This window comes from Leptotrichia hongkongensis (assembly GCF_041538065.1).
In the GTDB taxonomy this organism is placed as follows: domain Bacteria; phylum Fusobacteriota; class Fusobacteriia; order Fusobacteriales; family Leptotrichiaceae; genus Leptotrichia; species Leptotrichia hongkongensis.
Window position 1 is genome coordinate 121,827 of record NZ_JBGORW010000001.1, and the last position, 24,993, is coordinate 146,819.

The 24,993-nt window shown below is 30.6% G+C and carries 22 protein-coding genes; 10 read left to right on the forward strand and 12 right to left on the reverse strand.

From position 1 onward, the window contains the following. Positions 1-46 precede the first annotated feature (46 nt). The 4 genes from ACEG17_RS00565 to ACEG17_RS00580 all read right to left on the reverse strand — a co-directional run bounded on the left by ACEG17_RS00565 (position 47) and on the right by ACEG17_RS00580 (position 4,250). Positions 47-1,339 carry a hydroxymethylglutaryl-CoA reductase, degradative gene (locus tag ACEG17_RS00565; RefSeq protein WP_372582150.1) on the reverse strand — a complete coding sequence of 431 codons (1,293 nt, stop codon included), beginning with the start codon at positions 1,337-1,339 and terminating at the stop codon, positions 47-49. 99 nt (positions 1,340-1,438) lie between these two features. After that, entirely contained in the window at positions 1,439-2,029 is a 591-nt protein-coding gene (locus ACEG17_RS00570) for a sugar O-acetyltransferase (protein WP_372582151.1), read from the reverse strand. A gap of 25 nt (positions 2,030-2,054) precedes the next feature. Then, positions 2,055-3,266 (reverse strand): hydroxymethylglutaryl-CoA synthase, encoded by a 1,212-nt coding sequence (locus tag ACEG17_RS00575; protein ID WP_372582152.1) that lies wholly within the window; start codon positions 3,264-3,266, stop codon positions 2,055-2,057. Positions 3,267-3,428: 162 nt separating this feature from the next. Continuing rightward, positions 3,429-4,250 (reverse strand): Cof-type HAD-IIB family hydrolase, encoded by an 822-nt coding sequence (locus ACEG17_RS00580; RefSeq protein WP_372582153.1) that lies wholly within the window; start codon positions 4,248-4,250, stop codon positions 3,429-3,431. A gap of 279 nt (positions 4,251-4,529) precedes the next feature. Between ACEG17_RS00580 and deoD the strand changes: the two genes are divergently transcribed. The 4 genes from deoD to rnmV all read left to right on the forward strand — a co-directional run bounded on the left by deoD (position 4,530) and on the right by rnmV (position 7,604). Then, on the forward strand, positions 4,530-5,240 hold the full coding sequence (gene deoD, locus ACEG17_RS00585) for a purine-nucleoside phosphorylase (RefSeq protein ID WP_039900922.1): 711 nt from the start codon (positions 4,530-4,532) through the stop codon (positions 5,238-5,240). A 37-nt stretch (positions 5,241-5,277) separates the two neighbouring features. Further along, a complete protein-coding gene (locus tag ACEG17_RS00590; protein WP_006803764.1) occupies positions 5,278-5,427 on the forward strand; it encodes a hypothetical protein in 150 nt (49 codons plus the stop codon). 85 nt (positions 5,428-5,512) lie between these two features. Further along, positions 5,513-6,997, forward strand: coding sequence for an aminoacyl-histidine dipeptidase (locus ACEG17_RS00595; RefSeq protein WP_372582154.1), 1,485 nt, complete (start codon positions 5,513-5,515; stop codon positions 6,995-6,997). Positions 6,998-7,022: 25 nt separating this feature from the next. Beyond that, positions 7,023-7,604, forward strand: coding sequence for a ribonuclease M5 (rnmV, locus tag ACEG17_RS00600; RefSeq protein WP_299573364.1), 582 nt, complete (start codon positions 7,023-7,025; stop codon positions 7,602-7,604). A 414-nt stretch (positions 7,605-8,018) separates the two neighbouring features. Here rnmV and ACEG17_RS00605 read toward each other — a convergent pair whose 3' ends face one another. The 3 genes from ACEG17_RS00605 to ACEG17_RS00615 form a co-directional block, all read right to left on the reverse strand. Beyond that, on the reverse strand, positions 8,019-8,582 hold the full coding sequence (locus tag ACEG17_RS00605) for a DNA-3-methyladenine glycosylase I (protein ID WP_299573361.1): 564 nt from the start codon (positions 8,580-8,582) through the stop codon (positions 8,019-8,021). A gap of 64 nt (positions 8,583-8,646) precedes the next feature. Further along, positions 8,647-9,742, reverse strand: a protein-coding gene (gene prfB, locus ACEG17_RS00610; RefSeq protein WP_299573358.1) for a peptide chain release factor 2 whose coding sequence is annotated in 2 segments (ribosomal slippage) — positions 8,647-9,669 and positions 9,671-9,742 — 1,095 coding nt in all. Because the reading frame shifts where the segments join, the coding sequence is not laid out codon by codon here. Positions 9,743-10,058: 316 nt separating this feature from the next. Continuing rightward, the gene (locus ACEG17_RS00615; RefSeq protein ID WP_299573396.1) at positions 10,059-11,093 is read right to left on the reverse strand and encodes a 2-hydroxyacid dehydrogenase; all 1,035 of its coding nucleotides are present in this window, start codon (positions 11,091-11,093) and stop codon (positions 10,059-10,061) included. A gap of 259 nt (positions 11,094-11,352) precedes the next feature. Here ACEG17_RS00615 and ACEG17_RS00620 point away from each other — a divergent pair, with 259 nt between their 5' ends. The 6 genes from ACEG17_RS00620 to nspC all read left to right on the forward strand — a co-directional run bounded on the left by ACEG17_RS00620 (position 11,353) and on the right by nspC (position 19,513). After that, on the forward strand, positions 11,353-13,002 hold the full coding sequence (locus ACEG17_RS00620) for a Na/Pi cotransporter family protein (RefSeq protein ID WP_372582155.1): 1,650 nt from the start codon (positions 11,353-11,355) through the stop codon (positions 13,000-13,002). Between the two features lie 535 nt (positions 13,003-13,537). Further along, positions 13,538-14,815: a TolC family protein gene (locus ACEG17_RS00625; protein ID WP_372582156.1), complete on the forward strand. Its 1,278-nt coding sequence runs from the start codon at positions 13,538-13,540 to the stop codon at positions 14,813-14,815. 50 nt (positions 14,816-14,865) lie between these two features. Continuing rightward, on the forward strand, positions 14,866-16,221 hold the full coding sequence (locus tag ACEG17_RS00630; protein ID WP_372582157.1) for an efflux RND transporter periplasmic adaptor subunit: 1,356 nt from the start codon (positions 14,866-14,868) through the stop codon (positions 16,219-16,221). Positions 16,222-16,248: 27 nt separating this feature from the next. Then, entirely contained in the window at positions 16,249-16,941 is a 693-nt protein-coding gene (locus ACEG17_RS00635) for an ABC transporter ATP-binding protein (protein WP_021743878.1), read from the forward strand. A gap of 5 nt (positions 16,942-16,946) precedes the next feature. Then, positions 16,947-18,158 (forward strand): ABC transporter permease, encoded by a 1,212-nt coding sequence (locus tag ACEG17_RS00640; RefSeq protein ID WP_026746091.1) that lies wholly within the window; start codon positions 16,947-16,949, stop codon positions 18,156-18,158. 167 nt (positions 18,159-18,325) lie between these two features. Next, positions 18,326-19,513 (forward strand): carboxynorspermidine decarboxylase, encoded by a 1,188-nt coding sequence (nspC, locus tag ACEG17_RS00645; protein ID WP_372582158.1) that lies wholly within the window; start codon positions 18,326-18,328, stop codon positions 19,511-19,513. A gap of 219 nt (positions 19,514-19,732) precedes the next feature. Here the strand turns inward: nspC and trpA are convergent, their stop codons facing one another. The 5 genes from trpA to ACEG17_RS00670 all read right to left on the reverse strand — a co-directional run bounded on the left by trpA (position 19,733) and on the right by ACEG17_RS00670 (position 24,957). Continuing rightward, the gene (trpA, locus tag ACEG17_RS00650; RefSeq protein ID WP_372582159.1) at positions 19,733-20,506 is read right to left on the reverse strand and encodes a tryptophan synthase subunit alpha; all 774 of its coding nucleotides are present in this window, start codon (positions 20,504-20,506) and stop codon (positions 19,733-19,735) included. After that, a complete protein-coding gene (gene trpB / locus ACEG17_RS00655; RefSeq protein WP_372582160.1) occupies positions 20,499-21,746 on the reverse strand; it encodes a tryptophan synthase subunit beta in 1,248 nt (415 codons plus the stop codon). The genes trpA and trpB overlap by 8 nt, the downstream gene beginning before the upstream one ends. 34 nt (positions 21,747-21,780) lie before the next feature. Beyond that, complete coding sequence (locus ACEG17_RS00660; RefSeq protein ID WP_372582161.1) at positions 21,781-22,491, reverse strand: phosphoribosylanthranilate isomerase; 711 nt, start codon at positions 22,489-22,491, stop codon at positions 21,781-21,783. A gap of 117 nt (positions 22,492-22,608) precedes the next feature. Continuing rightward, positions 22,609-23,334 (reverse strand): indole-3-glycerol phosphate synthase TrpC, encoded by a 726-nt coding sequence (locus ACEG17_RS00665; protein ID WP_372582162.1) that lies wholly within the window; start codon positions 23,332-23,334, stop codon positions 22,609-22,611. 411 nt (positions 23,335-23,745) lie between these two features. Further along, a complete protein-coding gene (locus tag ACEG17_RS00670) occupies positions 23,746-24,957 on the reverse strand; it encodes an ATP-binding protein (protein ID WP_372582163.1) in 1,212 nt (403 codons plus the stop codon). Positions 24,958-24,993 lie beyond the last annotated feature (36 nt).

Consider the following 24,993-nt stretch of genomic DNA (forward strand, 5'->3'; position numbering starts at 1 on the left):
AAAATAAGGGGTAGTCATTATAAACTACCTCTTTTTTTCTGCTATATTATTTTTTGATTTTCATTTCTTCTAAAATTGCCTTCACATTTTCCAAATTAATACTTTTCCCGCTTTCCAAAAGTTTTTCTACAACAATATCAATTTCTTTGCCTTTTGCACCAGCAAAAAGTGCTAATGAACGAGCCTGTAACTTCATGTGTCCATGCTGTATTCCAGTTGTAACAAGCGCTTTTACTGCGGCAAAGTTCTGAGCGAGTCCTACTGATGTAATAATGCTTGCCAGTGTCCTTGCGTCAGGATTTCCTAAAATATTAAATGCAGCTTTTACGCTTGGATTTAGTCCTATTGATCCACCTACACTTGCAATTGGCATTGGAAGCATAAGTTCCCCTTTTAATTTATTTGTGCTTTCATCAAAAGTCCAAGTTGCAAGTCCTTCATATTTGCCATTTTTCACGGCAAAGGCATTTCCGCCAGCTTCAATTGCACGCCAGTCGTTCCCAGTAGCGATTACTACAGCGTCAATTCCGTTGAAAATTCCTTTATTATGAGTTGTGGCACGGTAAATATCAAGTTTTGCAAATTTGCTTGCAAGTTCTATTTTTTTTGCAGTTTCAATAGATGTTTCCATTGAGCTGCTAAGAAGTTTTACATTTACTTCACATTCTGCTTTTACAAGAGATTCGGTTGCATAATTTGATAAAATTGCCATTAGGCTTTTTCCGTTTGTAATATTTTCAAGCGGTATTTTTATTGCCTCAAGCATTGTATTCAAAATATTTGCTCCCATAGCCTCCTTCACATTGGCAATCAGATAAACAATCAGAAATTCATCAATATTCTTCGCTTCAATGTTAATCGCGCCGCCGCCACGTGCTACAATCGAAGGATGGGCATCATTCGCAATTTTTAAAATCTCATTTTTATTTTCCAAAATCATCGAAATAGCATTTTCAAAGTCTAAAATATCATACAATGCAACTTGCCCAATCATTTTCCTGTCTAAAATTTTTGTTGTAAAACCGCCAGATTTTCCAATAATTTTAGCTGCGTAACTGCACCCTGCAACAACAGAGGGTTCTTCGGTAACCATTGGCACAGCATAATCTTTTTCATCAATAACAAAGTTTGGAGCAACGCTGAATGGCAAGGCAAATGTTCCAATTCCATTTTCAGCCATTTGATTTGCAGTTTCTAATGGCAAGTTCTCGTTTTTTTTCAGAAGTTGTTCAAATTCTTCAGTTAAAAAGCCATTATCTTTTAACATCTGTATTCGCTCAGTTCGTTCTTTTTTTTGAAAGCCAAGCCAATTTAATTTTTTTTGATTTTCCTTTTTCATATTTGAAATCAGTTCCTTTCGTTTGGGGGTTTATAATAAAACTCAAGCACTTAAAAAATTGTCAATTTCTAATGCTTGAGTGAAAATATAGTTTAAATTTTAAGGTTTATAGCCAGTTTTATCTTTTTCTGTTATTTTTCTGATAACTTTGCACGGCACTCCTGCGGCAATTACATTATCTGGAATATTTTTTGTAACAACGCTTCCAGAGCCAATAATAGTGTTGTTTCCAATTGTAACTCCTTGATTAATGTGGACTCCTGCACCAATCCAGACATTATTTCCGATTTTTACAGGCTTGGCATAACATCCTCCATTTATTCTTTCTTCTGCATCAATACTATGATTGGAAGTATAAATTCCTACTCTTGGACCAAAAAGAACGTTATTTCCAATTTCAATTCCGCCACCGTCAAGCATTACACAGTCAAAATTTGCATAAAAGTTATCTCCTATTGAAATATTAAATCCAAATTCACATCGGAATGTTGGTTCAAAATGTACATTTTTACCAATTGATTTTAAAAGATTTTTTAGTATTGCTTCTCTTTCTGATGACGGCTTTCCAAAACTTTCATTATATTTATTTGTCAAAAAAACAGTATTTTCTCTAGCTTTTATAAGCTCTGGAGTTAAATCATTGTAAACTTTTCCAGATAAAATAAACTGTCGTTGTTCTTCTAAATTCATATTAATTAGCTCCTTTAGGATAGATTTAGTTTATTTTTTTGTAAATTCTTTTATGATTTTCCACTTTTTCCAACGCAAACGCATTATCACTTTCTTGAATAAGTTTGCTATTTGAAAAATCACAATTTCCTTCATTATCTAAAATTATTTTTTCAAAAAATAAATTTTCATATTCATTTATTGATAATCGCTTTCTATTGTCAAAATCGTCTAATCTATCGTGCCTTAGATAATTTTTAAAGCCTTCTGCAAGGGTTAGATTAAAAAATTCACAAACAGCACCGCTTCCATAACTATACATTCCAATATTGTCACCAGCTTTCAAGCTATCACAGTTTTCAAGTAATGAAAGCAAACTTAGATAAAGAGAGCCTGTGTAGATATTTCCGACTCGTTTTCCATAAATTATTGAAGTATGAAATTTTTCCAAAAATTTATTTTTTGTTTCTTTTTCCACATTTTTTTCTAAAAGTAAATTAATTGCTTTTAATCCAAGTTTTGGAAATGGTAAATGAAAACAGAAAGCATCAAAATCGGATAAATCTTGATTATATCTTTTTTTGTATTCATCAAATGTCGTTGTAAGGCAGTCAAGATACTGCTTTGTTGAAAAATGTCCGTCTACTATTGGAAAATTTGAGTAGTTAGGACGCCAGAAGTCCATAATATCACGTGTTTGACATACACTTTCATCATTTATTACAGCAATTTTGGGGTCTTTTTTTATTAGCATTGCGATACTTCCTGCTCCCTGTGTAGATTCTCCAGGAGTGTCAATTCCGTACTTTGCAATATCTGAAGCAATTACGAGAACGGAGACATTTTCGTTTTTTTCAATATAGTTTTTGGCAAAACTTAAAGCAGCAGTTGCCCCGTAGCAGGCTTCCTTAATCTCAATACATCGTGCAAATGGCTGAATATTAAGCAGATGATGGATGAAAACAGCGGACGCCTTGCTTTGATCAATTCCAGATTCTGTTCCAACAATAACCATTTCAATATTTTTTTTATCTTCTTCATCTAAAATCCGTTCAGCCGCACTTGCTCCAAGTGATACAATATCTTCCGTTACAGGTGCAATGCTCATCTCGCTTTGCATAAGACCTTTCACAAACTTATTTTCATTTTCATTTCTTCCAAGTGCTAAATCTCGTATATCTAAAAAGTATTTTGGCATTGCAAATCCAATTTTATCTATTCCAATTTTGATTTTTTTTCCTATTTCTTTTATTTTCATAAAATTCGGACCTTTCTATTAAATATTTTTTGAAGGAATCGTAAATTATACTTAAAATAAGATGTGAAAATTAATAAACATAAAAGTTTTAAGTATATCTACACATATTGTACTATAAAAAAAATGAAATAGCAACGGCTACAATCAAAAAGAAATATTTAATTATTTATTTAGTGCATATTTTCTAATTGCTTTTGCTACTCCGTCATTTTCATTGCTGTCAGTTCTGTATTTTGCAGCTTTTGCAGCAAGTTCTGTGGCATTTTCCATTGCAACACTGTAATTGGCATATTCAAACATTTCAACATCGTTATTTCCATCTCCAATTGCCATAACTTCTTCCTGTTTTATTCCTAGCTTTTCTGCAAGTTTTTTTAAACCTGTTCCTTTATTGTTATTTTTGGGTAATACTTCATACACGTATGGCTGGCTTAACACTCCACTATACCTATCTTTTAATGTGTTTTCATATTTTTTTTGAAAATTTTCCATTTCTTTAGGATTTCCAAGAAACAATGCCTTGATTATTTTATATTTTCCACTTTTTGCTTCTTCAAGACTTATTTCTGTAATATCTGAAAAGACAAATTTTGCATCCATAATAAGTTCATCTGTAGGTTTTCTGCCTATATTAAAATAATGTGTATCGTCAACCAGCGTAAAATTTATATTGTATTCTTCAGAGAATTTATATAAATAATCAATATCGTCAGGCGTAATTTCTGCCCAGTCAATTAATTCCCAGTCTTTTGTCCTATGAATTGAACATCCGTTATTTAAGATAACGTAACCTTCTAAGTCAAGTTCATGAAGTCCAAGCTCTTTATAGAATGGCAAAATACCGTATAAAGGTCTTCCAGTGCAAAGTACAATTTTTATCCCTGCTTCTATTGCTTCATGAATTGCCTCCTTTTGTGTTTTATCAATGTGCTTTTTCTCATTAAGCAAAGTTCCGTCCATATCAATTGCAATTAGTTTTATCATAATTCTATCCTTTCTTTTGTTAAGTTTTCGTTATTAGTATATCTTAATTTAAAAGAATATTCAATATATTTAATACGAATCTAATTTTATATTGCAATAAAAAATTTTTAACAATACTATTTTGTTTGTTTTTTTCTAATAATGAAATATCTTAGTAAGAAAATATTAAAAAATTTAAGAAACTCCTTGAACAATTTAACAAATTGAAGTAAAATATAGTAAGTAAAAACTTTTTAGAAGAAATAAAAATAATTATAAAAAATTTAGGAGGTAATGAAAATGGGAACACCGCATATTGGAGCAAATAGAGGAGATATCGCAGAAACTATACTATTACCAGGAGATCCGCTTAGAGCAAAATATATTGCAGAAACATTTTTAGAAGACGTTGTTCAGTACAATAATGTTAGAGGAATGCTAGGATTTACTGGGACTTATAAAGGGAAAAAGATATCTGTACAAGGAACTGGAATGGGAGTGCCTTCAATTGGGATTTATTCACATGAACTGATAACTGAATTTGGAGTAAAGAACTTGATTAGAATCGGTACAGCTGGTTCTTATCAAGAAGATGTGAAAGTTAGAGATGTTGTTATTGCAATGTCAGCTTCAACTGATTCTGCTATTAACAAATTGAGATTTAATGGAGCAGATTATGCGCCTACAGCAAGTTCAGATTTAGTTTTCAAGGCTTATGAAATTGCTAAGGCAAAAGGATTGAATGTAAAGGCTGGAAATGTATTTACAAGTGACACTTTCTACGGAGATGATCCTAATGCTTGGAAAAAATGGGCTGAATTTGGAGTATTATGTGTGGAAATGGAAACAGCACAACTTTATACAACAGCGGCAAAATTAGGAGTAAATGCATTAACTTTACTTACAATAAGTGATTCATTCATTACTCACGAAGTTACAAGTGCTGAAGAAAGACAAACAACTTTTAATGAAATGATAGAAGTGGCCTTAGAAACAGCATTACAGCTTTAAAATAATTAAAGAAAATAACTAAAGGGAGAAAAAATTAGTGGAATTTTATAAAAGATTAGTTATAAAAATTTTGGAACGTAGTTCAGTTGGCTCTGAAAATAGAATTTTGAAAAAGTTAAAAAGCGGGTATGACTTGACACAGAGAGAAATGTCAGAGCTTGAAGAATTACTGGAAAATATTTTATAAATAAAGATATTTAATAAATCTTTATCTTTGAGACAAGGGGATTATCCCCTTGTTGTTAATTTAAACTAAAAGAAAGGAAAATAAAATGAAAATAGAAAATTTATATCCTGAAAAAGTTTTTCACTATTTTAGTGAAATTTCAAAAATACCAAGAGGTTCAAGAAAAGAAAAAAAGATTAGTGACTGGATTGTAGAATTTGCGAAAGAAAGAAATCTGGAAGTTATTCAGGACAAGGCATTAAATGTATTAATAAGAAAGCCTGCAACAGCTGGATACGAGGAATATTCACCACTTATCCTGCAAGGACATATGGATATGGTTTGGGAAAAAAATAAAAATACACAATTTGATTTTGAAACACAAGGAATTGAACTTGTTGTGGAAGATGGATACTTAAAGGCAAATGGAACAACACTTGGGGCAGATAATGGAATTGCTGTTGCTTATGCACTTGCGATACTTGACAGCAATGACTTGAAACATCCAGCACTTGAAATTATCATCACAACTGACGAAGAGGATGGAATGAGCGGAGTTAATAACCTTGACTTTGGAATTTTTTCTGGAAAGACTCTTATAAATTTGGATACTGAAGAATATGGACAAGTTTATGTGAGCAGTGCAGGTGGGGCGAGAATTCTTAATGAATTTAAATTTGACACAGAAAAACTAGAAGAAGATGATACTGTGATAAGCGTTGATGTGAAAGGGCTTCTAGGTGGGCATTCAGGTGCTGAAATTCATTTAGGGTTAGGAAATTCAAATAAAATTTTGGCAGAAGTTCTGAATCACTTAAACAAAAAATACACTCTTGCAATAATGGATATTGATGGTGGGGAAAAAACTAATGCAATACCGAGAGAGGCTGTGGCGTTGTTGGCTGTGAAACTTGAGAATGAAAAAGTCAGTGATTTTGAAAAATTAGCAAACCTTGCTTTTGAAAATATAATAAAGGATTTTAAAATTATTGATAAAAATCCAGTTATTGAAGTGAAGGAAGTTAAGAAAGAAGAACTAAAAAATGAAGGGAAATTATCAATTTCCAATACAAATGCCGTTATTTCATTTTTCCACGAATTTCCAAATGGAGTTATCTCAATGAGTAAAGATATCGAGGGACTTGTAGAAACTTCAATAAATCTTGGAGTTATAAAAACTGAAAATAAAGATGGAAAAATTACAATAAAAATTCAGGCATTGCCAAGAAGTTCAGTAAATAAATCGCTTGAAAAATTACTAAATGATGTGAAGGAACTTTCTGAAAAATATGGAGTGGCAATAAAAATAAATTCTCCATATCCATCTTGGGAATATCGAAAAGATTCAAAAATTCGTGAAATAGTTGTGAATTCATTTAAAAAAATAACAGGAAAAGATCCTGAAATTAAGGCAATTCACGCTGGACTTGAATGCGGAATTTTTGATAACAATATGGAAAATGTTGATATTGTTTCAATTGGACCTAATATTTACGGTGCACACACTCCTGAAGAAAGAATGGAAATAGAGTCAGTTGGTAAAACTTGGGAATTATTGCTAAAAGTTATGGAAGATTATAACATTAAATAAAAAATAAAAACAAAAGGAATATTAAATGAAAAAAGAGCCAAATAAACAAAAAGAAAAACTAAAAATAAATGAAATTATAGTTGTTGAAGGGCGAGATGACATAACAGCCATAAAACGAGTTGTAGATGCACATATTATCGCCTTAAACGGCTTCTCCGCATTATCTAAAAAAACGATAAATAAAATGATTGAATTGTCAAAAACTAATGATTTAATTTTATTTACAGATCCTGATTTTGCAGGAAAAAAAATTCGTGATACACTAAAAAGATATATTCCAAATATAAAGCATGCTTTTGTAAGTCAGAAAGATGCAACTAAAAATGATAATATAGGAGTTGAAAATGCTAATGACAAAGCAATTTTAGAGGCTTTGAAAAATGTTACTACAGCTAGTCAAAATATTGAAGATAGATTTAATATCAGTGACTTGATAGATAATGGATTTGTTTCTGGAAGTAATGCAAAGGAACGTAGAATAATGCTTGGAGATATTTTAAAAATTGGCTATTATAATGCAAAACAGCTTTTAAAGGCTCTTAATTCATTTAATATTTCAAAAGAACAGTTTGAGAGAGCTGTTGAAGAGATAAATAGTTTATCTTGATAATTAAAATTGTGGAAAAATTGCTATATAATATCTATGGCTATATTCCGACTTTTATTTATTCAACTTCAATTTTTTTCTTTCAGTCATCAAACATTCATAGTTGAACAAATAAAAACTCCGTTAGTTTATTAATCTTCAAAGGCATTTGTTATTATAAAATTTTCGAGATTTTAATTTTCCAGTAAAAGGCAACTTGTTTGAGCTTTTCTACTTTATTTGAATTCACAATAACTTTATGAAAATTAAAATAATTTTTGTTAAAAGCGAGTTTTGTCTTTTGCTGGAAAATTGAAATTCGATAAGCGGGGTTGTAAGGGCATGGCGTTTGATGCCCTTACGATAAAAAATTGTTAAAATGTCGCAATTAATATTGCAATTTATGTTATTAAAAAAGCAAAAACTATATTTTAATTATTTAGCTGATTTTTTATAAGGACAACTGATTAAGTGGTCATCAACTATTCCGATTGCCTGTAAGAAAGAATAAACGATTGTAGAGCCAACGAATTTAAAGCCACGTTTTTTCAAATCTTTGCTGATTTTATCAGATAATTCTGTAGTAGCAGGTGCTTCTGATATTTCTTTCCAGTTATTGATAATTTGCTTGTTATCTGTAAAATTCCAAATGTACTTGTCAAATGAGCCAAATTCCTTTTGTACTTCCATAAATGCAAGGGCATTTTTAACAGAAGCAGCTATTTTTAATTTGTTTCTCACAATTCCTTCATTTTGAGCCAGTTCAGCCAATTTATTTTCATCATATTTTGCAATTTTTTTATAATCAAAATTATCAAAAGCCTTTCTAAAATTTTCTCTTTTATTCAAAATAAGATTCCAGCTAAGTCCTGCCTGAAAACCTTCTAATATCAGCATTTCAAAAAGATAACTATCATCGTGGGAAGGGACTCCCCATTCTGTATCATGATAGATAATGTCATTTTCAGATTTTGCCCATGGACATCTAGTTTTTTTCATACTCTAATCCTTTCAATTTTTTTAGTTATTGTAAGTAAAATTATTTTAAATTTTAAACATATTATTATGATTTAGCATATTTTAAATATTCGTTTATAAATAAGTCAATGTCTCCATCCATAACTTTTTCCACATTTCCTTCTTCTGCCTTTGTTCTGTGATCTTTTACCATTTTATAAGGTTGGAAGACATACGAACGGATTTGACTTCCCCATTCGATTTTTGATTCTGTTCCCTTTAATTCCGCCATTTCCTTCTCACGCTTTTCCAGTTCCAGCTCGAATAATTTTGATTTTAATATTTTCATTGCAGTTTCACGGTTTTTTAGCTGTGAACGTTCATTTTGGCATGTAACTACTGTGTTTGTAGGAATATGAGTGATTCTAACGGCTGAGTCTGTTGTGTTTACGTGCTGTCCGCCTGCACCGCTTGCCCTGTAAGTATCAATTTTCAAGTCTTCTGTACGAATATCAATTTCAACATCATCTTCTATTTCTGGAGTAACATTAACTGCAGCAAACGAAGTATGCCTTCTAGCATTAGAGTCAAATGGAGAAATTCTGACAAGCCTGTGAACGCCTTTTTCCCCTTTTAAATATCCATAAGCATAATTCCCTTTTATATTTAATGTTACACTTTTTATCCCAGCTTCTTCTCCGGCTAGGCTATCAAGGATTTCAACTTTGAAATCATGCCGATTTGCCCATCTGTCGTACATTCTGTAAAGCATTTCAGCCCAGTCACAAGCTTCAGTTCCACCAGCCCCTGAATTTATTGTAAGAATCGCATTATTCATATCATATTCTTCATCTAAAAGTAATTTTGTCTTAAAATTATCAATTTCATTTGTCAAATCTTGTGCCTTCTGTTCAAGCTCATTTTCAAACGAATTGTCCCCCATCTCAATAAACTCAATAATAGTGGAAACATCTTCAAAAAGCCCATTTAATTTCTCGTATTCTTCAAGCAACTTTTTCTTTGCACTAATAGTCTTCAATATTTCTTGACTATTCTCACTGTTCCAGAAATCTGCTTCAAATGTCTTTTTTTCCAAGCTATCAATTTCATTTTTTAAATTTTCAATGTCAAAGATGCCTCCTAATTTCTTCAATGTTAATTTCATTTATTTCGTTTTGTTTTTTTATTTCAAATAAATCCATATTTTTAAACCTTTCTTTATACATTTAAATTTTTATCTTTAATTACAAATAAAATTTTTTTCAAGAAAAAAAGAAAACAATTGTTAATTAAATAAATTTTTAAAACTAAACTCAAAAGCTATGACTATTTTACTCAAACCATAAATTATATAATTTTAGCAGTTTAATTTAAAATAGGTTTGAGTATATAATACAAAAAATCTTTTGAATTGAGACTTTAAGTATTTTTAGGAAAATATTAAAAGAAGCTGCTTTTTAAAACAGCCTCTCATTAAGTTTTTAGAAAATAAAAATTTTTTTATATTTTAGGTTATAGTTATTTTCTCAAACCTTCAACAACTTTACCAGTTTCTTCGTTGTACCAAACTTCGTTTGTTAATGGTTCTTCTTTTACGTAAGATAAAATATTGTTAAATGTTGCTTCGGCAATATTATCTAATGCTTCTTTTGTTAAGAATGCCTGGTGAGAAGTCAAAACAACGTTGTTAAATGATAATAATCTAGCTAGTAAATCATCTTCCAGTACGCTTGCTGATTCATCTTCGAAGAAATAGCTGCTTTCATTTTCATAAACATCAAGTCCTGCTCCGCCGATTTTTTTGTCTTTTAATCCTTCAACGAGAGCCTCAGTATCAATTAATCCACCTCTGGCGGCATTGATGATGATAACCCCGTCTTTCATTTTAGCAATAGTTTCTTTGTTAATTATGTGTCTTGTTTCAGGGAATAATGGACAATGTAATGAAATTACATCAGAATTTGCAAATATTTCATCTAATGTTACATAAGTGAAGTTTTCTTCTTTTGCGGCTTGTTCATTAGGAAATTTATCATAACCAATAACTTTCATTCCTAGTCCATTTAAAATTTTTATAAAAATTCTTGCGATTCTACCAGTTCCTATAATTCCAGCAGTTTTTCCGTTCAAATCCATTCCAGTTAATCCTGCTAAACTAAAGTTACCTTCCCTTGTTCTATTATAGGCTTTGTGAGTTTTTCTGTTTACTGACATAAGAAGAGCTAGTGAATGTTCAGCTACAGCAAATGGTGAGTAGGCAGGTACTCTTAAAACAGTAATTCTGTTTTCACGGGCAGCCTTTAAGTCGATATTGTTATAACCAGCACATCTTGCGGCAATAACTCTTACACCATTTTTTGAAAGTATATTTAATACTTTTGCATTTAAGTCATCATTTACGAAAGTGCAGACAACATCTTGATATTTCGTAAGCATTACATTTTTTAAACTTAATTTTTCTTCAAAATATGTAATATCCGCCCCAAATTTTTCATTCCATTTGTCAAAAAATTCAATGTCATAAGGTTTCGCATCGAAAACTACGATTTTCATTTTTACATTCCTCCTAAAATTTATAATCTTTTTATCTTATTAAATTTATTATAGCAAAAAAAAATAGGCTAAGTCAAATGATTTTACAAGATTTTTATTATTTATTTGAAATTTTTGATTCTTTATTATTGTAACAAATGAAATGAAAAAAATTATATAAATCTATAAAAAACAATAGCAAATTTAGAAAAAATATGATATAAGTATATTTGAGAAAGAAATCTAAATAAATTAAAAACTAAAAGAGAGGATTGATTTGATGAACGGAGTAGCAGTTAGTGCAATCAACTATCAGCAGATGGCGTTTGGATTCCTGGGTGGACTGGGACTATTCCTATTTTGTATAAAATATATGGGGGATGGTCTTCAAATGGCAGCTGGAGATAGACTTAGATATATTTTGGATAAATATACCACATCACCATTTTTAGGGGTTCTAGTTGGAATTCTGGTAACAGCTTTGATACAATCAAGTTCAGGAACAACGGTTATTACGATAGGGCTGGTTGGAGCAGGGCTTCTGACTTTAAGGCAAGCTATTGGAATTGTTATGGGAGCCAATATTGGTACAACAATTACGACTTTCATAATTGGATTCAATATAACGCATTATGCATTGCCAATATTATTTTTAGGAGCAGCATGTCTGTTTTTTGTAAAACATAATTTCATAAATAATTTGGGTAGAATTTTATTTGGTTTTGGAGGAATATTTTTTGCATTGACGTTGATGTCGAGTGCAATGGAGCCACTTAAACATTTACCGGCATTTACAGAATTAACAATAAAATTAAGTAATAGTCCAGTTTTAGGAGTATTTATAGGAACAATGATTACAATGCTGGTTCAGGCTTCAAGTGCTACAATTAGTATTTTACAAAATGTGTATCAGGAAAATCTTATAACATTAAAAGCTGCATTGCCTGTACTTTTTGGAGACAATATAGGAACAACAATAACAGCGATAATTGCAGTAATAGGAGCAAATACCTCAGCAAAAAGACTTGCTTTGTCACATACAATGTTTAATGTTATAGGAACAATAATTTTTATGATTTTATTGTCGCCGTTTACAATGTTTGTACAAAAAATGGCGGAGATTCTGCATTTGAATCCAAAAGTGACAATAGCATTTGCACACGGATCATTTAATGTTATGACAACAATTTTATTATTTCCATTCATTAGAGTTTTGGAATACGTTGTTGTAAAATTGATTAGGGAAAAAGATGAAGATCAAGTTGAACATAAACCAAAATATTTAGATTCAGCATTGATTTACACACCTTCAATTGCATTAGGACAGGTAAAACAGGAAATGCTTTCAATGATTTCAATAGCATTAAAGAGCTTAGGAAGAGCAGTTGAATTTTTCCATGAAAGAAATGAAAAATTAGCGGAAAAAGTTGAGAAAAGAGAAGAAGCAATAAATAATATTGATCAAGAAATTACAAAATATTTAACTTCATTGTCACAAGAACATATAACTGAAAAAGATGGAGAGGAAATCAGCATGTATCTTGATATGTGCCGTGATGTAGAACGTATAGGAGATCATGCGATTGGAATTGTACGAGATGTACGGTATGAAATTAAGAAAAAATTAGTATTTACTGAAACAGCTCATGAAGAAGTGCAAAAATTATACTTAATTTCAAAACAAATCATTGAAACGGCTGAAGAAGCTCTTAAAAACAATGATTCAGAAAAAGCTTTTGCAGTAGTAGATTTACACAACAAACTTTACGCAAAGGAGAAGGAAGTAAGAAAAGCACATATAAGCCGTGTAAGCAAACAAGAATGTGACATAAAATCAGGGCTTTATTATATAGATGTTGTATCTCACTTTACAAGAATCGGAGATCATGCTAGAAACTTGGTTGAAAAAATGATTGAAAGTAGAGGATAAAAATATAAATTTTAAAAATGGGTATTAACTTAATATACCCATTTTTTGATATTGATAAGAATATGGTAATTTTATTTTGGCTATATCTGTCTTTAATCCATCATTTTTATGTTATTTTATTTTAATATCTAAGAGAATGCTATTTCTCATTTAAAAAGCAAAAATTATATTTTATACTCGAACCCATTTAAAATTGAACTGATAGAAATTATATAATTTAAGGTTTGAGTAAAATAGTCATAATTTTTGAGTTCTGTTTTAAACTAGTTTTACTATAATTATTTAGAAAAATAGGTTGCTATTCCTCTTGGAAAAAGTCTATAATAAATTCGCTATTTAAACGGAGTTTAGTATTAATTACAATTTTTTATTAACAAATGAAATTTTATAAATGTGTTAGATTTTAAGAATAAAAAGAATAAAATAATTTGAAAATGACATAATTTTGTCAAAAAAAAATGATATTCTATGAAATAAGTGTTATAATAAATTTTGATAAGAAATAAGCTGTTTATTCTATAAGAAAGGAGATTACATGGTTGGGATATTTTTGAATTTTAAAAATAGTAAGATACAGATTTTATCAGCATTACTTACGTTTAGTGCGATAAGTTTTGCAGTTAATGTGGATGATTTGATTTCTCAGTATGAAAAAAATTCATATACGACAAAAATTAATGAAAAAAATATGAGAAAGTTTGATATAAAAGAGAAATCTTTGAAAAATGGGGAATGGAATGAAGTCAGTGTAACTTCAGATAATAATTATACATTACACGGAGCAGCAAATGGACTAACTATGCAAAATAATGTAAAGTATGGAATGCTTTATTACAGAAATGAATATAATTTTAGAAGTAGTGAGCTTACAGAAAATAAAATTGGTATTTCTAAAACATTAAACGATTATTTTGGATATAGTGATGTAAATTATAATAAAAAAACTAATCAAATTTCACGAAATATACAGAAAATTAACGATGAAACTACTAAAAATTCTGAAATACGTGATTTGATTGATTTATATAAAAATTATAAGAATAAACAGAAGGAAATTGAACAGGAAGCGCTTACCTTAGAAGATACTAAAAAAGATTATGCTATTCAGGCTAAAAAATATGAGCTGGGGACAGCATCACAGTATGATTATGAACTAGCAAAAACAGAATATGAAAATTCTCAGCTGAAATATGAAAATCTTGGTCGGGAACTGCAAATTTTAGGAGAACGATTTACAGTTTACAATGTAACTTTACCTGAAAAAGAGAAGCTTGATGACCTGAAAAAAATTGAACTGAAAAAGGATGATTTTTATGCTCTTAGACTCTCAGAAGCTGAAACAATAGAATTGAATTCGCAGCTGAACAATGAACAGTTAAGAAAGGAAAATATTGACTATAAGTATCCTAAATTATCAGGAGATATTGGATATTCCTTAAAGGATCATTCTGTTGTTGTCGGATTATCTGTGTCAAAAACTTTTAAAAGATACAATGATACTGTTGAAGATTTGAAAAATGAAGCAGATAAATTGAGATTACAATATGAACAGAAAAAAAATGAACTGGTGTCAAATGCCGGACAGCAGATGATAACTTACACAACCTATCAGACAAATGAATTAACAGCACAAAATACAATGAATATTAAGAAAAAAGAATATGAAATTTATGCTAAGAAGTACGAGTTGGGAGTCGATACATATTCCAACTATGTGGAAAAACGGAATAACTACAAGAAAGCTGTAATAGATTATGAAACAGCCAAAAATGAACTTGCGGCATTTACTAAAAAAATAAAATATTATAAATAGAGATTATTAATATGAAAAATAAAAACGAAAATTAGGAAAGCGGTGATTTTGTGGAAATAAATACAGAATTTTCTGAAATAGCTAAAACTATTGAATCAAAGAGGAAAGAGTCAAAAAATAAAAATTATTTTTATAAATTTATGACAATATTTGCTGTAATATTATTTGCTACAGTTTCATGTGGAAAAAAAGAAGCTGAGTCTGAATATGAAGTGACAACTGTTGATAGGGGAGATATTTCGTTATCAGTTTCAAAGAATGGACAAGTTGTGTCAGATAATGCGGTTTCAGTATTTACAACTTCAAGTCAAAGAGTAAACAAAGTGTTCTTTAAAAAAGGAGATAATGTGAAAAAAGGTGATGTAGTGCTGACATTTTATCCAGTTGATAAAAATGAAACTTTGAGAAAAATACAAATGAAAACTTTGGAAATTCAAAAATATGAAAGAAATATAGCTGATGCTCAAGGTTCACTTAGAAGAAAAAAAGAGTCGAAAAGTTTAGAAATTCAACAAAAATCAAGAGATTTGCATAACGCAGAAGAGCTATATAAAGTTGGTGGGGAAACAAGGGTAAATGTAGATGATGCAAGAAAGGCTCTAAGAAATTCAAGACTAGATTTGGATACAGTTGACAGTGAGCAGAAGGCGAGTATTGAAGATGCAAGAACATCATTAAAAACAGCAAAATTAGAATTGGCAACATTACAAGAAGATCTGGCACTTATAAAAGATGAAATAACAAGTCCAGTTGATGGTGTTATTACAGAAATGACTGCAGATGAAAATTATCGTGTAAATACTGAAACGACTTTATTTAAAGTATCGGATTCAACAAACATGAGGGTAGAGGTAAATCTTTCAGACAATGAGGTAAAAAATATTCAAGTTGGGCAAAGAGTTGAGATTACTTCAGATTCATTGCCGGACGGAGAGAAAATAGAAGGCTCTGTTTTGCAAATTTCTGGAGTGGCTGAAAAGAGTTCGTCTCTTGATGAAAGTAACACTACTGTAAAAATTCAGATAAATGAAACTAAGGGATTGAAGCCTGGTGCTACGATAACAGCGACTATTTTTTACAAAGAAAGTAAAAATGTACCAAGACTTCCATATAGTTCAGTTATAAATGAAAATGGTAAATATTATGCTTTTGTTGTAGGAAAAGGTAATAAAGTTTCAAAAAGAGAAATTAAAGTTGGAATGAATGATGATACATTTTATGCTGTGGAATCTGGTATATCAGTGGGAGAAAGAGTAATCACTGTTGCGGATGAAAGATTGAAAGATGGACAAAAAATAAAAATTGCCGATCCGTCAAAACAGAAAGTAGCTCCTAATGGTGTAATGTTTAAGGAAGAAAAACAATCAAGAAAAGGTGGAGGACCTGGTGGACCACCACCAAGATAGAAAAATAAACTTTAGAGGTAAATTTTTATGATAAAAGTGAGCGATATAGTAAAAATATATAAAAATGGAAGTATGGAATTAAAAGTTTTAAAAGGGCTTAATCTTTCTGTAAGTGAAGGGGAATATGTGGCCTTTATGGGACCTTCTGGAAGTGGAAAATCTACTCTTATGAATATTTTAGGTTGTCTTGACAGCCTTACCTCTGGAACTTATATATTGGATAATCAAGATGTTTCAACTATAAAAGGAGATGCACTTGCTGAAGTAAGAAACAAAAAAATAGGGTTTGTATTCCAAACGTTTAACTTACTTCCAAAGATGACGGCAGTTGAAAATGTGGCTCTTCCAGCTTTATATGCAGGAGTAAAGAAAGCTGAAAGGCTAAAAAGGGCAACTGAAGCATTGGAAAGTGTGGGACTTGGTGAAAGAATTCATCATAAGCCGAATGAGATGTCAGGGGGACAAAGACAGAGAGTGGCAATAGCAAGAGCGATAATAAACAATCCTAAAATACTTCTTGCAGATGAGCCAACAGGAAATCTAGATTCAAAATCTGGAGAAGAGGTTTTGGAAATTTTTAAAAAATTGAACGATAACGGAACAACGATAGTAATGGTTACGCATGAGGAAGATGTGGCAGAGCATTGTAAAAGAATTATCAGATTAAAAGACGGTGTAATAGAAAAGGATGAAATTGTTCAGCATCGGAGAGGAGTGTAGTGTAAATGGATTTTATGGAATTGCTAAAATTATCAGTATCAAATTTATTTAGCTATAAGGTACGTTCCTTCTTGACAATGCTTGGAATAATAATAGGGATATCTTCGGTTATAATGATGTCTTCATTAGGAGCAGGAGTTAAGGAAAATATTACTGGAGATTTGAATAAGCTAGGAGTATCAAACTTTGAAATATCAATTGACACTTCTCCAGGACAGACTTATAAATCACAGGATTTGCTTACCCAAAAAGATATTAAGGAATTAAAGAGTATAGAAGGTGTCGAAGCAGTTACTCCTACTTCCAGCACTTTTGCAAGATTATCTTCAAATGATGGATCAGATAAGATGTTTACTGGAACTGGAGTAACAGAAGATTATTTTAAGATTTCAAATTACACAATAATAAAAGGACGAAAATTTTTGCCAAATGAATATAGAAAAGATGGGAAATACGTAATAATTGACAATACAACCTCAGATCAGTTATTTCCTGGCGAAAATCCTATAGGAAAGAAATTGACTTTAAATTTTAGAAAAAATAGTCAGATAGTGACAATCGTTGGAGTGTTTAAAAATCCGTATGCAAGTCTAGGAGGTGGAGATCAGATGCCTGCAATGGGGCTCCTGCCAAATAATTACTTAAATCATTTAGAAGGAAATGAGCAGAATAAATATACAGCTTTGCAGGTAAAAACTACTGATGCCAATGAAATGGCTAGAATAATGGAAATTGTAAAAGAAAAAATGAAGACAAGAGGAAGTGAGCCTAATGTTTATAATGTAAATTCAACAAGTCAAGGTTTGGATGAATTTAATAACATTCTAAACATGCTTTCACTTTTCATAAGTGGAGTTGCTGCAATTTCGTTATTTGTAGGTGGAATCGGAGTTATGAATATAATGCTTGTAAGTGTTACCGAGAGAATAAGGGAAGTTGGGCTAAGAAAGGCTATTGGAGCCAAAACAATACACATTCTTATACAATTTTTGATAGAAGCTGTCATTTTGACATTTTTTGGTGGTATAATTGGAGTTGTAATTGGATATTCATTAGCACTTTTAGTTGGCATGTTTATACAGACATCGCCAATATTAAGTCCAGTTATAGTGTTTGTGTGTATATTTGTTTCGACAATGATAGGATTAGTTTTTGGAGTTTATCCAGCGAAAAAAGCTGCTGCATTGGAGCCAATGGAAGCACTGCGAACAGATTAGAATTAACAATTTGATAAAATAAAAATTGATTATCTTAAAAAATTAAATTTAGGATAATCTTTTTTTTAGATTTTAAGAAAAGTGTGATATAATAAGGAATAAATTTTAGATATATTTGAATTATAATATTAATAAAAAGTATAGAGTATAAAAGGAGATGATAAAAAATGTCAAAAAACAAATATTTGGATATGGATATAACAAACTTGCCAACACCAGCCTTTATAGTTGATGAAAGGCTGCTAAAAAGAAATCTTGAAACATTAAAAAGTGTAATTGATAGAACAGGATGTAAAATATTGCTTGCACAAAAAGGATTTTCGATGTTCTATTTCTATCCGTTAATTAGTGAATACTTAAATGGAACTACTGCAAGCTCACTATTTGAAGCAAGACTTGGGTATGAGGAAATGGAGTTAAAAAATCCTGACAAAAAATTGGAAACACATATTTTTAATCCGTCCTACAGAGAAGACGAGTTTGATGAAATAATGGAAATAACAAATCATATTGTTTTTAACTCTTTTAATCAATGGAAAAAATTTAAGAGTAGAGTAAGGGAATTTGGAGAAAAAAATGGTAAGAAAATTAGCTGTGGACTTCGATTAAATCCAGAATTTTCAGAAGTTGAAACTGAGATTTATAATCCAGCGGGAAGATTTTCAAGATTTGGAGTAACATTTGAAAATTTTAAGGAAGATGAACTTGAAGGATTGGATGGATTTCATTTTCATGCACTTTGTGAACAAAATTCGGATGCCCTTGAAAATGTATTAAAAATTTTTGAAGAAAAATTTGGAAAGTATTTACATAATATGAAATGGCTTAATTTTGGTGGGGGACATCATATTACAAGAGAAGATTATGATATTGAAAAACTTGTAAAATGTATAAATTATATAAAAGAAAAATATGATGTGGAAGTGTATTTAGAACCAGGAGAAGCGGTTGCTCTGAATACGGGATTTTTAGTTTCAGAAGTTTTAGATATTACAAAAAATGAGATGGATATATTGTTAATGGATACTTCAGCTTCGTGTCATATGCCTGATGTAATCGAAATGCCATACCGTCCATTTATTTTTGGCTCAGGAATGCCAAATGAAAAGAAATACACTTATAGATTGGGAGGGCCTACTTGCCTTGCTGGAGATGTAATTGGAGATTATTCCTTTGATGAACCTGTAAAAGTAGGAGATAAACTTATTTTTACTGATATGGCACATTACAGTATGGTAAAGACGAATACTTTCAATGGGATAAATTTGCCTGTGATTGCAGTTTATACAGAAAAAGGTGGAGTTGAGGTTATTAGAAAGTTCGGATACGAGGACTTTAGAAATAGATTGTCATAATTGAAATAAAAAATATTCCTAGATATTTGATATTATTTAGGGGTATTTTTTTAATTTAGTCAATATTACAAAAAAGATAGTCATTTCTAACTATCTTTATTAATACTAAACCCCATTTAAATAATGAGTAATTCTACGAAAATAAAAATGAAAAAATATTTATTAATCAAAATATCTAAAAAATTATTCCTATTTTTAAACGGGATTTAGTATAAATATCTATTTAAACAGTTCATTAATTTTTTGAATCACATAATCCACATCATTTTTCTGTGTAAACTCAACAATACTTGTTCCAACAATCACCCCATCTGCATATTTTCTCATCGTATTCACATTGTCATTAGTTTTTATTCCAAAACCTAATGAAACTGGCAAGTCTGAAACTTCTCTTATTTCATTAATAAAAGACTCCAAACGTGGTAAATCAACTTGTTTTGAACCTGTTACCCCAAGAGATCCGATTGCATAAATAAAGCCGTTTCCTTGAGAAATAATTTTTTTCATTCTGGTTCCAGAAGTAACGCTTACAAGAGGGATAAGAGCGATATTGTTTTCCTTTAATTTTTCTGACATTTCAAAGGCTTCTTCGTAAGGTAAGTCTGGAATAATTATTCCTTTAATATTAGTTTCACAGCATTTTTTGATAAATTCGTCAATTCCATAAGCAAAGACTAAATTGTAATAAACTAGAAAAATTAGAGGTTTTGAAATATCATTTTTTACTTCTGTTAACAAGTCAAAGACTGTATCGGTAGTAACTCCAGCTTCTGAAGCAAGAAATGAAGCGTGTGAAATCAATTTTCCATCGGCTAGAGGGTCAGAATAGGGAATTCCGATTTCAAGCATATCAAGAGCTGTATTGTCCAAATTTTGTAAAAATTGTTTTGTAAAATCAACACTTGGATAGCCTGCGACAATATAACCAATGTTTACTTTTTCTTTTTCCCTAAAAATATCAATAATTTTCTTATCTAAATTTTTTTCACTCATTTTCTAAACCTCCATTTAACTCATAAATTCCATTTTTTCCGTCAGTTTGCTTATCTTTTAGTACAGAAAAAACAGTATGCATATCTTTATCTCCACGCCCAGACACATTTACAATGATAGTTTCTCTCTTGTCTTTAGAAAGTGCAGGACATAATTTTTCAAGATAGGCTAACGCATGGGAACTCTCAATTGCTGGAATAATACCTTCTTTTCTTGTAACAAGCATTAGTGCCTTCATTGCCTCATCATCAGTAATTGGTGCGTAAGTTGCTCTTTTTGTATCAAATAGATGTGAATGTTCGGGACCTACTCCTGGATAGTCAAGTCCAGCGGAAATTGAGTGAACTGGGCTTATTTGTCCGTATTTGTTTTGAAGAACATAAGTTTTCATTCCGTGGATAATTCCAGGTTTTCCAAGTGTCAATGTGGCAGCGTGCATATCTGTGTCAATTCCATATCCTCCAGCTTCGACTCCATAAAGTTTTGTTGAGCTGTCTTCCAAAAATGCACTAAAAATACCAATAGCATTACTTCCGCCACCAATACAGGCAATTACGTGATCAGCATGCTTTCCAAGTTCCTCCAGCTGTGCTTTTGCTTCGTAACCGATAATTGACTGAAAATCACGCACGATAGTCGGATATGGATGAGGTCCTACAACAGATCCGATTACATAAAACACAGTTTCTATCTCTGCAACCCAAGACTGAATAGCCGCAGTTGTCGCTTCCTTCAAAGTTTTAAGCCCATCTTCAATTGAAATAACTCTCGCTCCCAAAAGCTCCATTCTAAAAACATTTAATTTTTGCCGTTCAATGTCAATAGCTCCCATGTAAACGTCACACTCCAAACCTAATAGAGCGGCCGCAGTAGCAGTAGCAACTCCGTGCTGTCCAGCCCCAGTTTCAGCAATAACTTTTTTCTTTCCCATTTTTTTAGCAAGTAAAACTTGCCCAAGCGCATTATTAATTTTATGAGCACCAGTATGGTTCAAGTCTTCTCTTTTCAAGTAAATATCATGGTTATAATGTTCACTCAAATTTTTTGCATAATAGAGCGGAGTTTCACGGCCAACATAATTTTTTAGCAAATTATCAAATTCTTCAAAAAATTCCTTATCATTCTTTAGCTTTTCATATTCGGATTCCAGTTCCGATAGAGCAAACATAGCAGTTTCAGGTACAAATTGTCCGCCAAATTGCCCAAAATATGCCTTTTCATTAAAATGTTTATTTTCCATATTTTTTTCCTTTCATATCAATCTTTTTAAATTATTATTTCTTTTTTACCAAATTTACAACATTTTCAACTAATTCCTTACTTTTTCTATTGTTAACTTCAACTTTGCTGTTTATATCCAAAATGGCAGGCTTGTACTCAAGCGCTTTTTGAATATTCTCAATCGACAGCCCTCCAGCCAGTACAAATGAATACTTATCTAATTTTTTTAAAATACTCCAATCAAAGACAATTCCATTTCCCCCACGATTTTCTCCTTTTGCGTCAAATAGAGGGTATTCAATATATGGCTTGTAGTCAGCAATATTCGGAAGTTCATCAGTCACGCCAAAAACTTTCCAAAGCTTCGTTTTAGCAGGGAAGTTTTTTCGTTTTCTAAAACAATTTTTTTCGTACAATTTTTCTAATTTTTGAGTAAGTTCCATGCAATATTCCACTGACTCATCTCCATGCAGCTGAATGACATCGATATCTGTTTCTTCAACAATTTTTACAACATTCTCAATCATCGCATTTACAAATACCCCAACAGTCTTTTTCCCATGCCTATGTGCAATCCGTGTAATTTTAGCCGCAAGTTCATTATCCACTTGCCTTTGACTTTCTGCAAAAATACATCCAAAATAGTCAATATCCAAAGTTTTCAATTCATTAATTTCAGTAATGCTTTTAATTCCACAAACCTTTAATTTAGTAGTATTTTCTGTGAAATCATCAGTTGCCACATTATTTTCTTTTTTCTCCAATTTTTTTCCTTCCCATAAATTTAAAGTTATTTTTCTAAGACCAGTTTAACAACCTAAGTTTTTTATTTCCCCAAGGATTTTTGGCTCCTTGTTTCAGAATATTTATTTTATCAAATTCTAAAGAAGCCCTTTCATAAGTGCCTCTCCGATTAGCAGTCCATCCACGTTCAATTTTTCTGCATACTCCACATCCTCTTTTGACAAAAATCCACTTTCACTTACAATAGTCAAATTTTTTAAAACATCGCTTGGAATTTCATTTATCAGTTTTTCCGTAGTTCTAATATCAACTTCAAAAGTATTCAAATTTCGGTTATTTATCCCCAAAATCTCCAAATTCGGAATTTTCAAAGCCCTTCTTATTTCCTCTTCATCATGAGTTTCCACCAGAACATCCATTTCCAAATTCTGTGCCAGCTTATGAAGATCCAAAAGCGTCTTATCATCCAGCATTCTCACAATCAGTAAAATCGCTGAAGCCCCCAAAAATTTAGCATGAGCCACTTGAAATGGAGTATAAATAAAATCTTTCCTTAAAATTGGCATTTCTGGAAATTTTTCCCTTACAACTTTTATAAAATCATTCTCCCCTTTAAAATATTCCTTTTCCGTCAATATCGAAAAAGCTGAAACTCCTTTATCCACATAACTTTGTGCCTGTTTTAACAAATCAAAATCATCTTTCGCAATTTTTCCCTTCGATGGAGAAGCCCTCTTAATTTCCCCAATAATCTGAATTCCTTTTTGATTAAGTGCCTTTTTTAAAGATGGTTGCTTAAAAGACTTTAATTCGTCTACAAGCTGTATATCTCTTTTAATTTTTATTTTTTCTAAAATATCCATATTTTTCCTTTCAATAAAGTATAATTTTATCAATAAATTTAATAAAAATTCCCAACACGATTACATGTGTAAAAAAAATTATTATTTTTAATTTAATTTTATATTTTTTCCTTTTTTCTTTATCTTTAATTCTATTTATTTTTTCAAGCTTTTTAAAACTGAAGTATATAATTATTATTTTAAATAAAATCCAACTTATAGGAAGATTCCAAAATCTATTTTTAATCGTATTATTAAGGAGATCAGGCAAAATCCATAAAGGATCTACTGGAGCATAAAATAAAAAGATAATTATAGATATTATGTCAGGCGCTATAAAATACCTCAAACATTTTTCTTTATATAAAGTTTTTATCATATTCGCACCATTCTTTCCAAAAATTTTAATTTATAAATATTTTCAGTTTCTTTTTAGTCTTTCAATAAAAAATCAATAATATTCAAATGTTTTATCCCGTTTCTTGACATATCAAATCTATCCATAGAAATTACATATTTTGGATAATTATCATTAATTTTTTCAAATGGCAAAAATTCCCTTTTTATAGTATCTTCAGAAGCAAGTAAATATGCTACCTGAATATAAATTTTCTCATTATTTGTTTTTGTACAGACAAAATCTATTTCTAAATTATTCAATTTTCCGATTTTTATGTTATAGCCTTTTCGCAATAATTCCATATAGACAATATTTTCAAAAATTTGATTTATATCTCTTTCGTTTGTTTCTAAAATTGCTTCTCTTATTCCATGGTCTGCAATATAATATTTTTCACTCACATTTAGAACTTCTTTACCTTGTATTTCGTAACGAGGGACTTTGTGAATCAAAAATGCGTTTTCACAGGCTTTTATGTAATTTAGCACAGTATCTACTGCAACTTTTCTATTTTCGCTTTTAAAATATTTTGAAATTGAATTTGCAGAAAATGTATTCCCAATGTTCATTACGATGTAATTGATAATTCGCTCTAATAATTCAGTATTTCTTATATTGCTTCTTTGAGTAATATCTTTTAATATTATTGATGAATATATATCTTTTAAATATTGCATGCTTGATTCCACTTCATAATTCAAATTATGTAAAAATGGCATCCCACCTAGTTTAACATACTTTTCAAACATTTCTTCTTTTGAAATATTTTTATTTATATTTTGGTATATTGAGCAAAACTCTTTAAATGAAAAAGGGTAAATTTCAATTTCAACGTATCTTCCTGCAAGGTAAGTTGCAAGTTCTCCCGATAATAGTTTAGCATTGGAACCTGTTATATAAATATCGAATTGCTTATCTTCTGTTCTTAATGAATTTATACACTTTTCCCATTCTTTTACTTCCTGAATTTCATCCAAAAATAAATAGAATTTCTCTTGAATATTTTCTGCTTTTTCCAATATATATTCATTCAATGTATCCGCATAGCAAAGATGTCTATTTCTTAAATTTTCAAAATTGATATAAATAAATTGATTTTCGTCAACACCGTTTTTTTTCAATTCTTTCATAATCAATTTTAACATTACAGATTTACCGCTTCTCCTTATTCCTGTCAAAACTTTAATAATATCTTTATCTATAAAGGGTTTAATTTTTTCAAAATAAATTTTTCTTTCTATCATAAAATCACCTCTATAAATATTTTATCATACTTACAA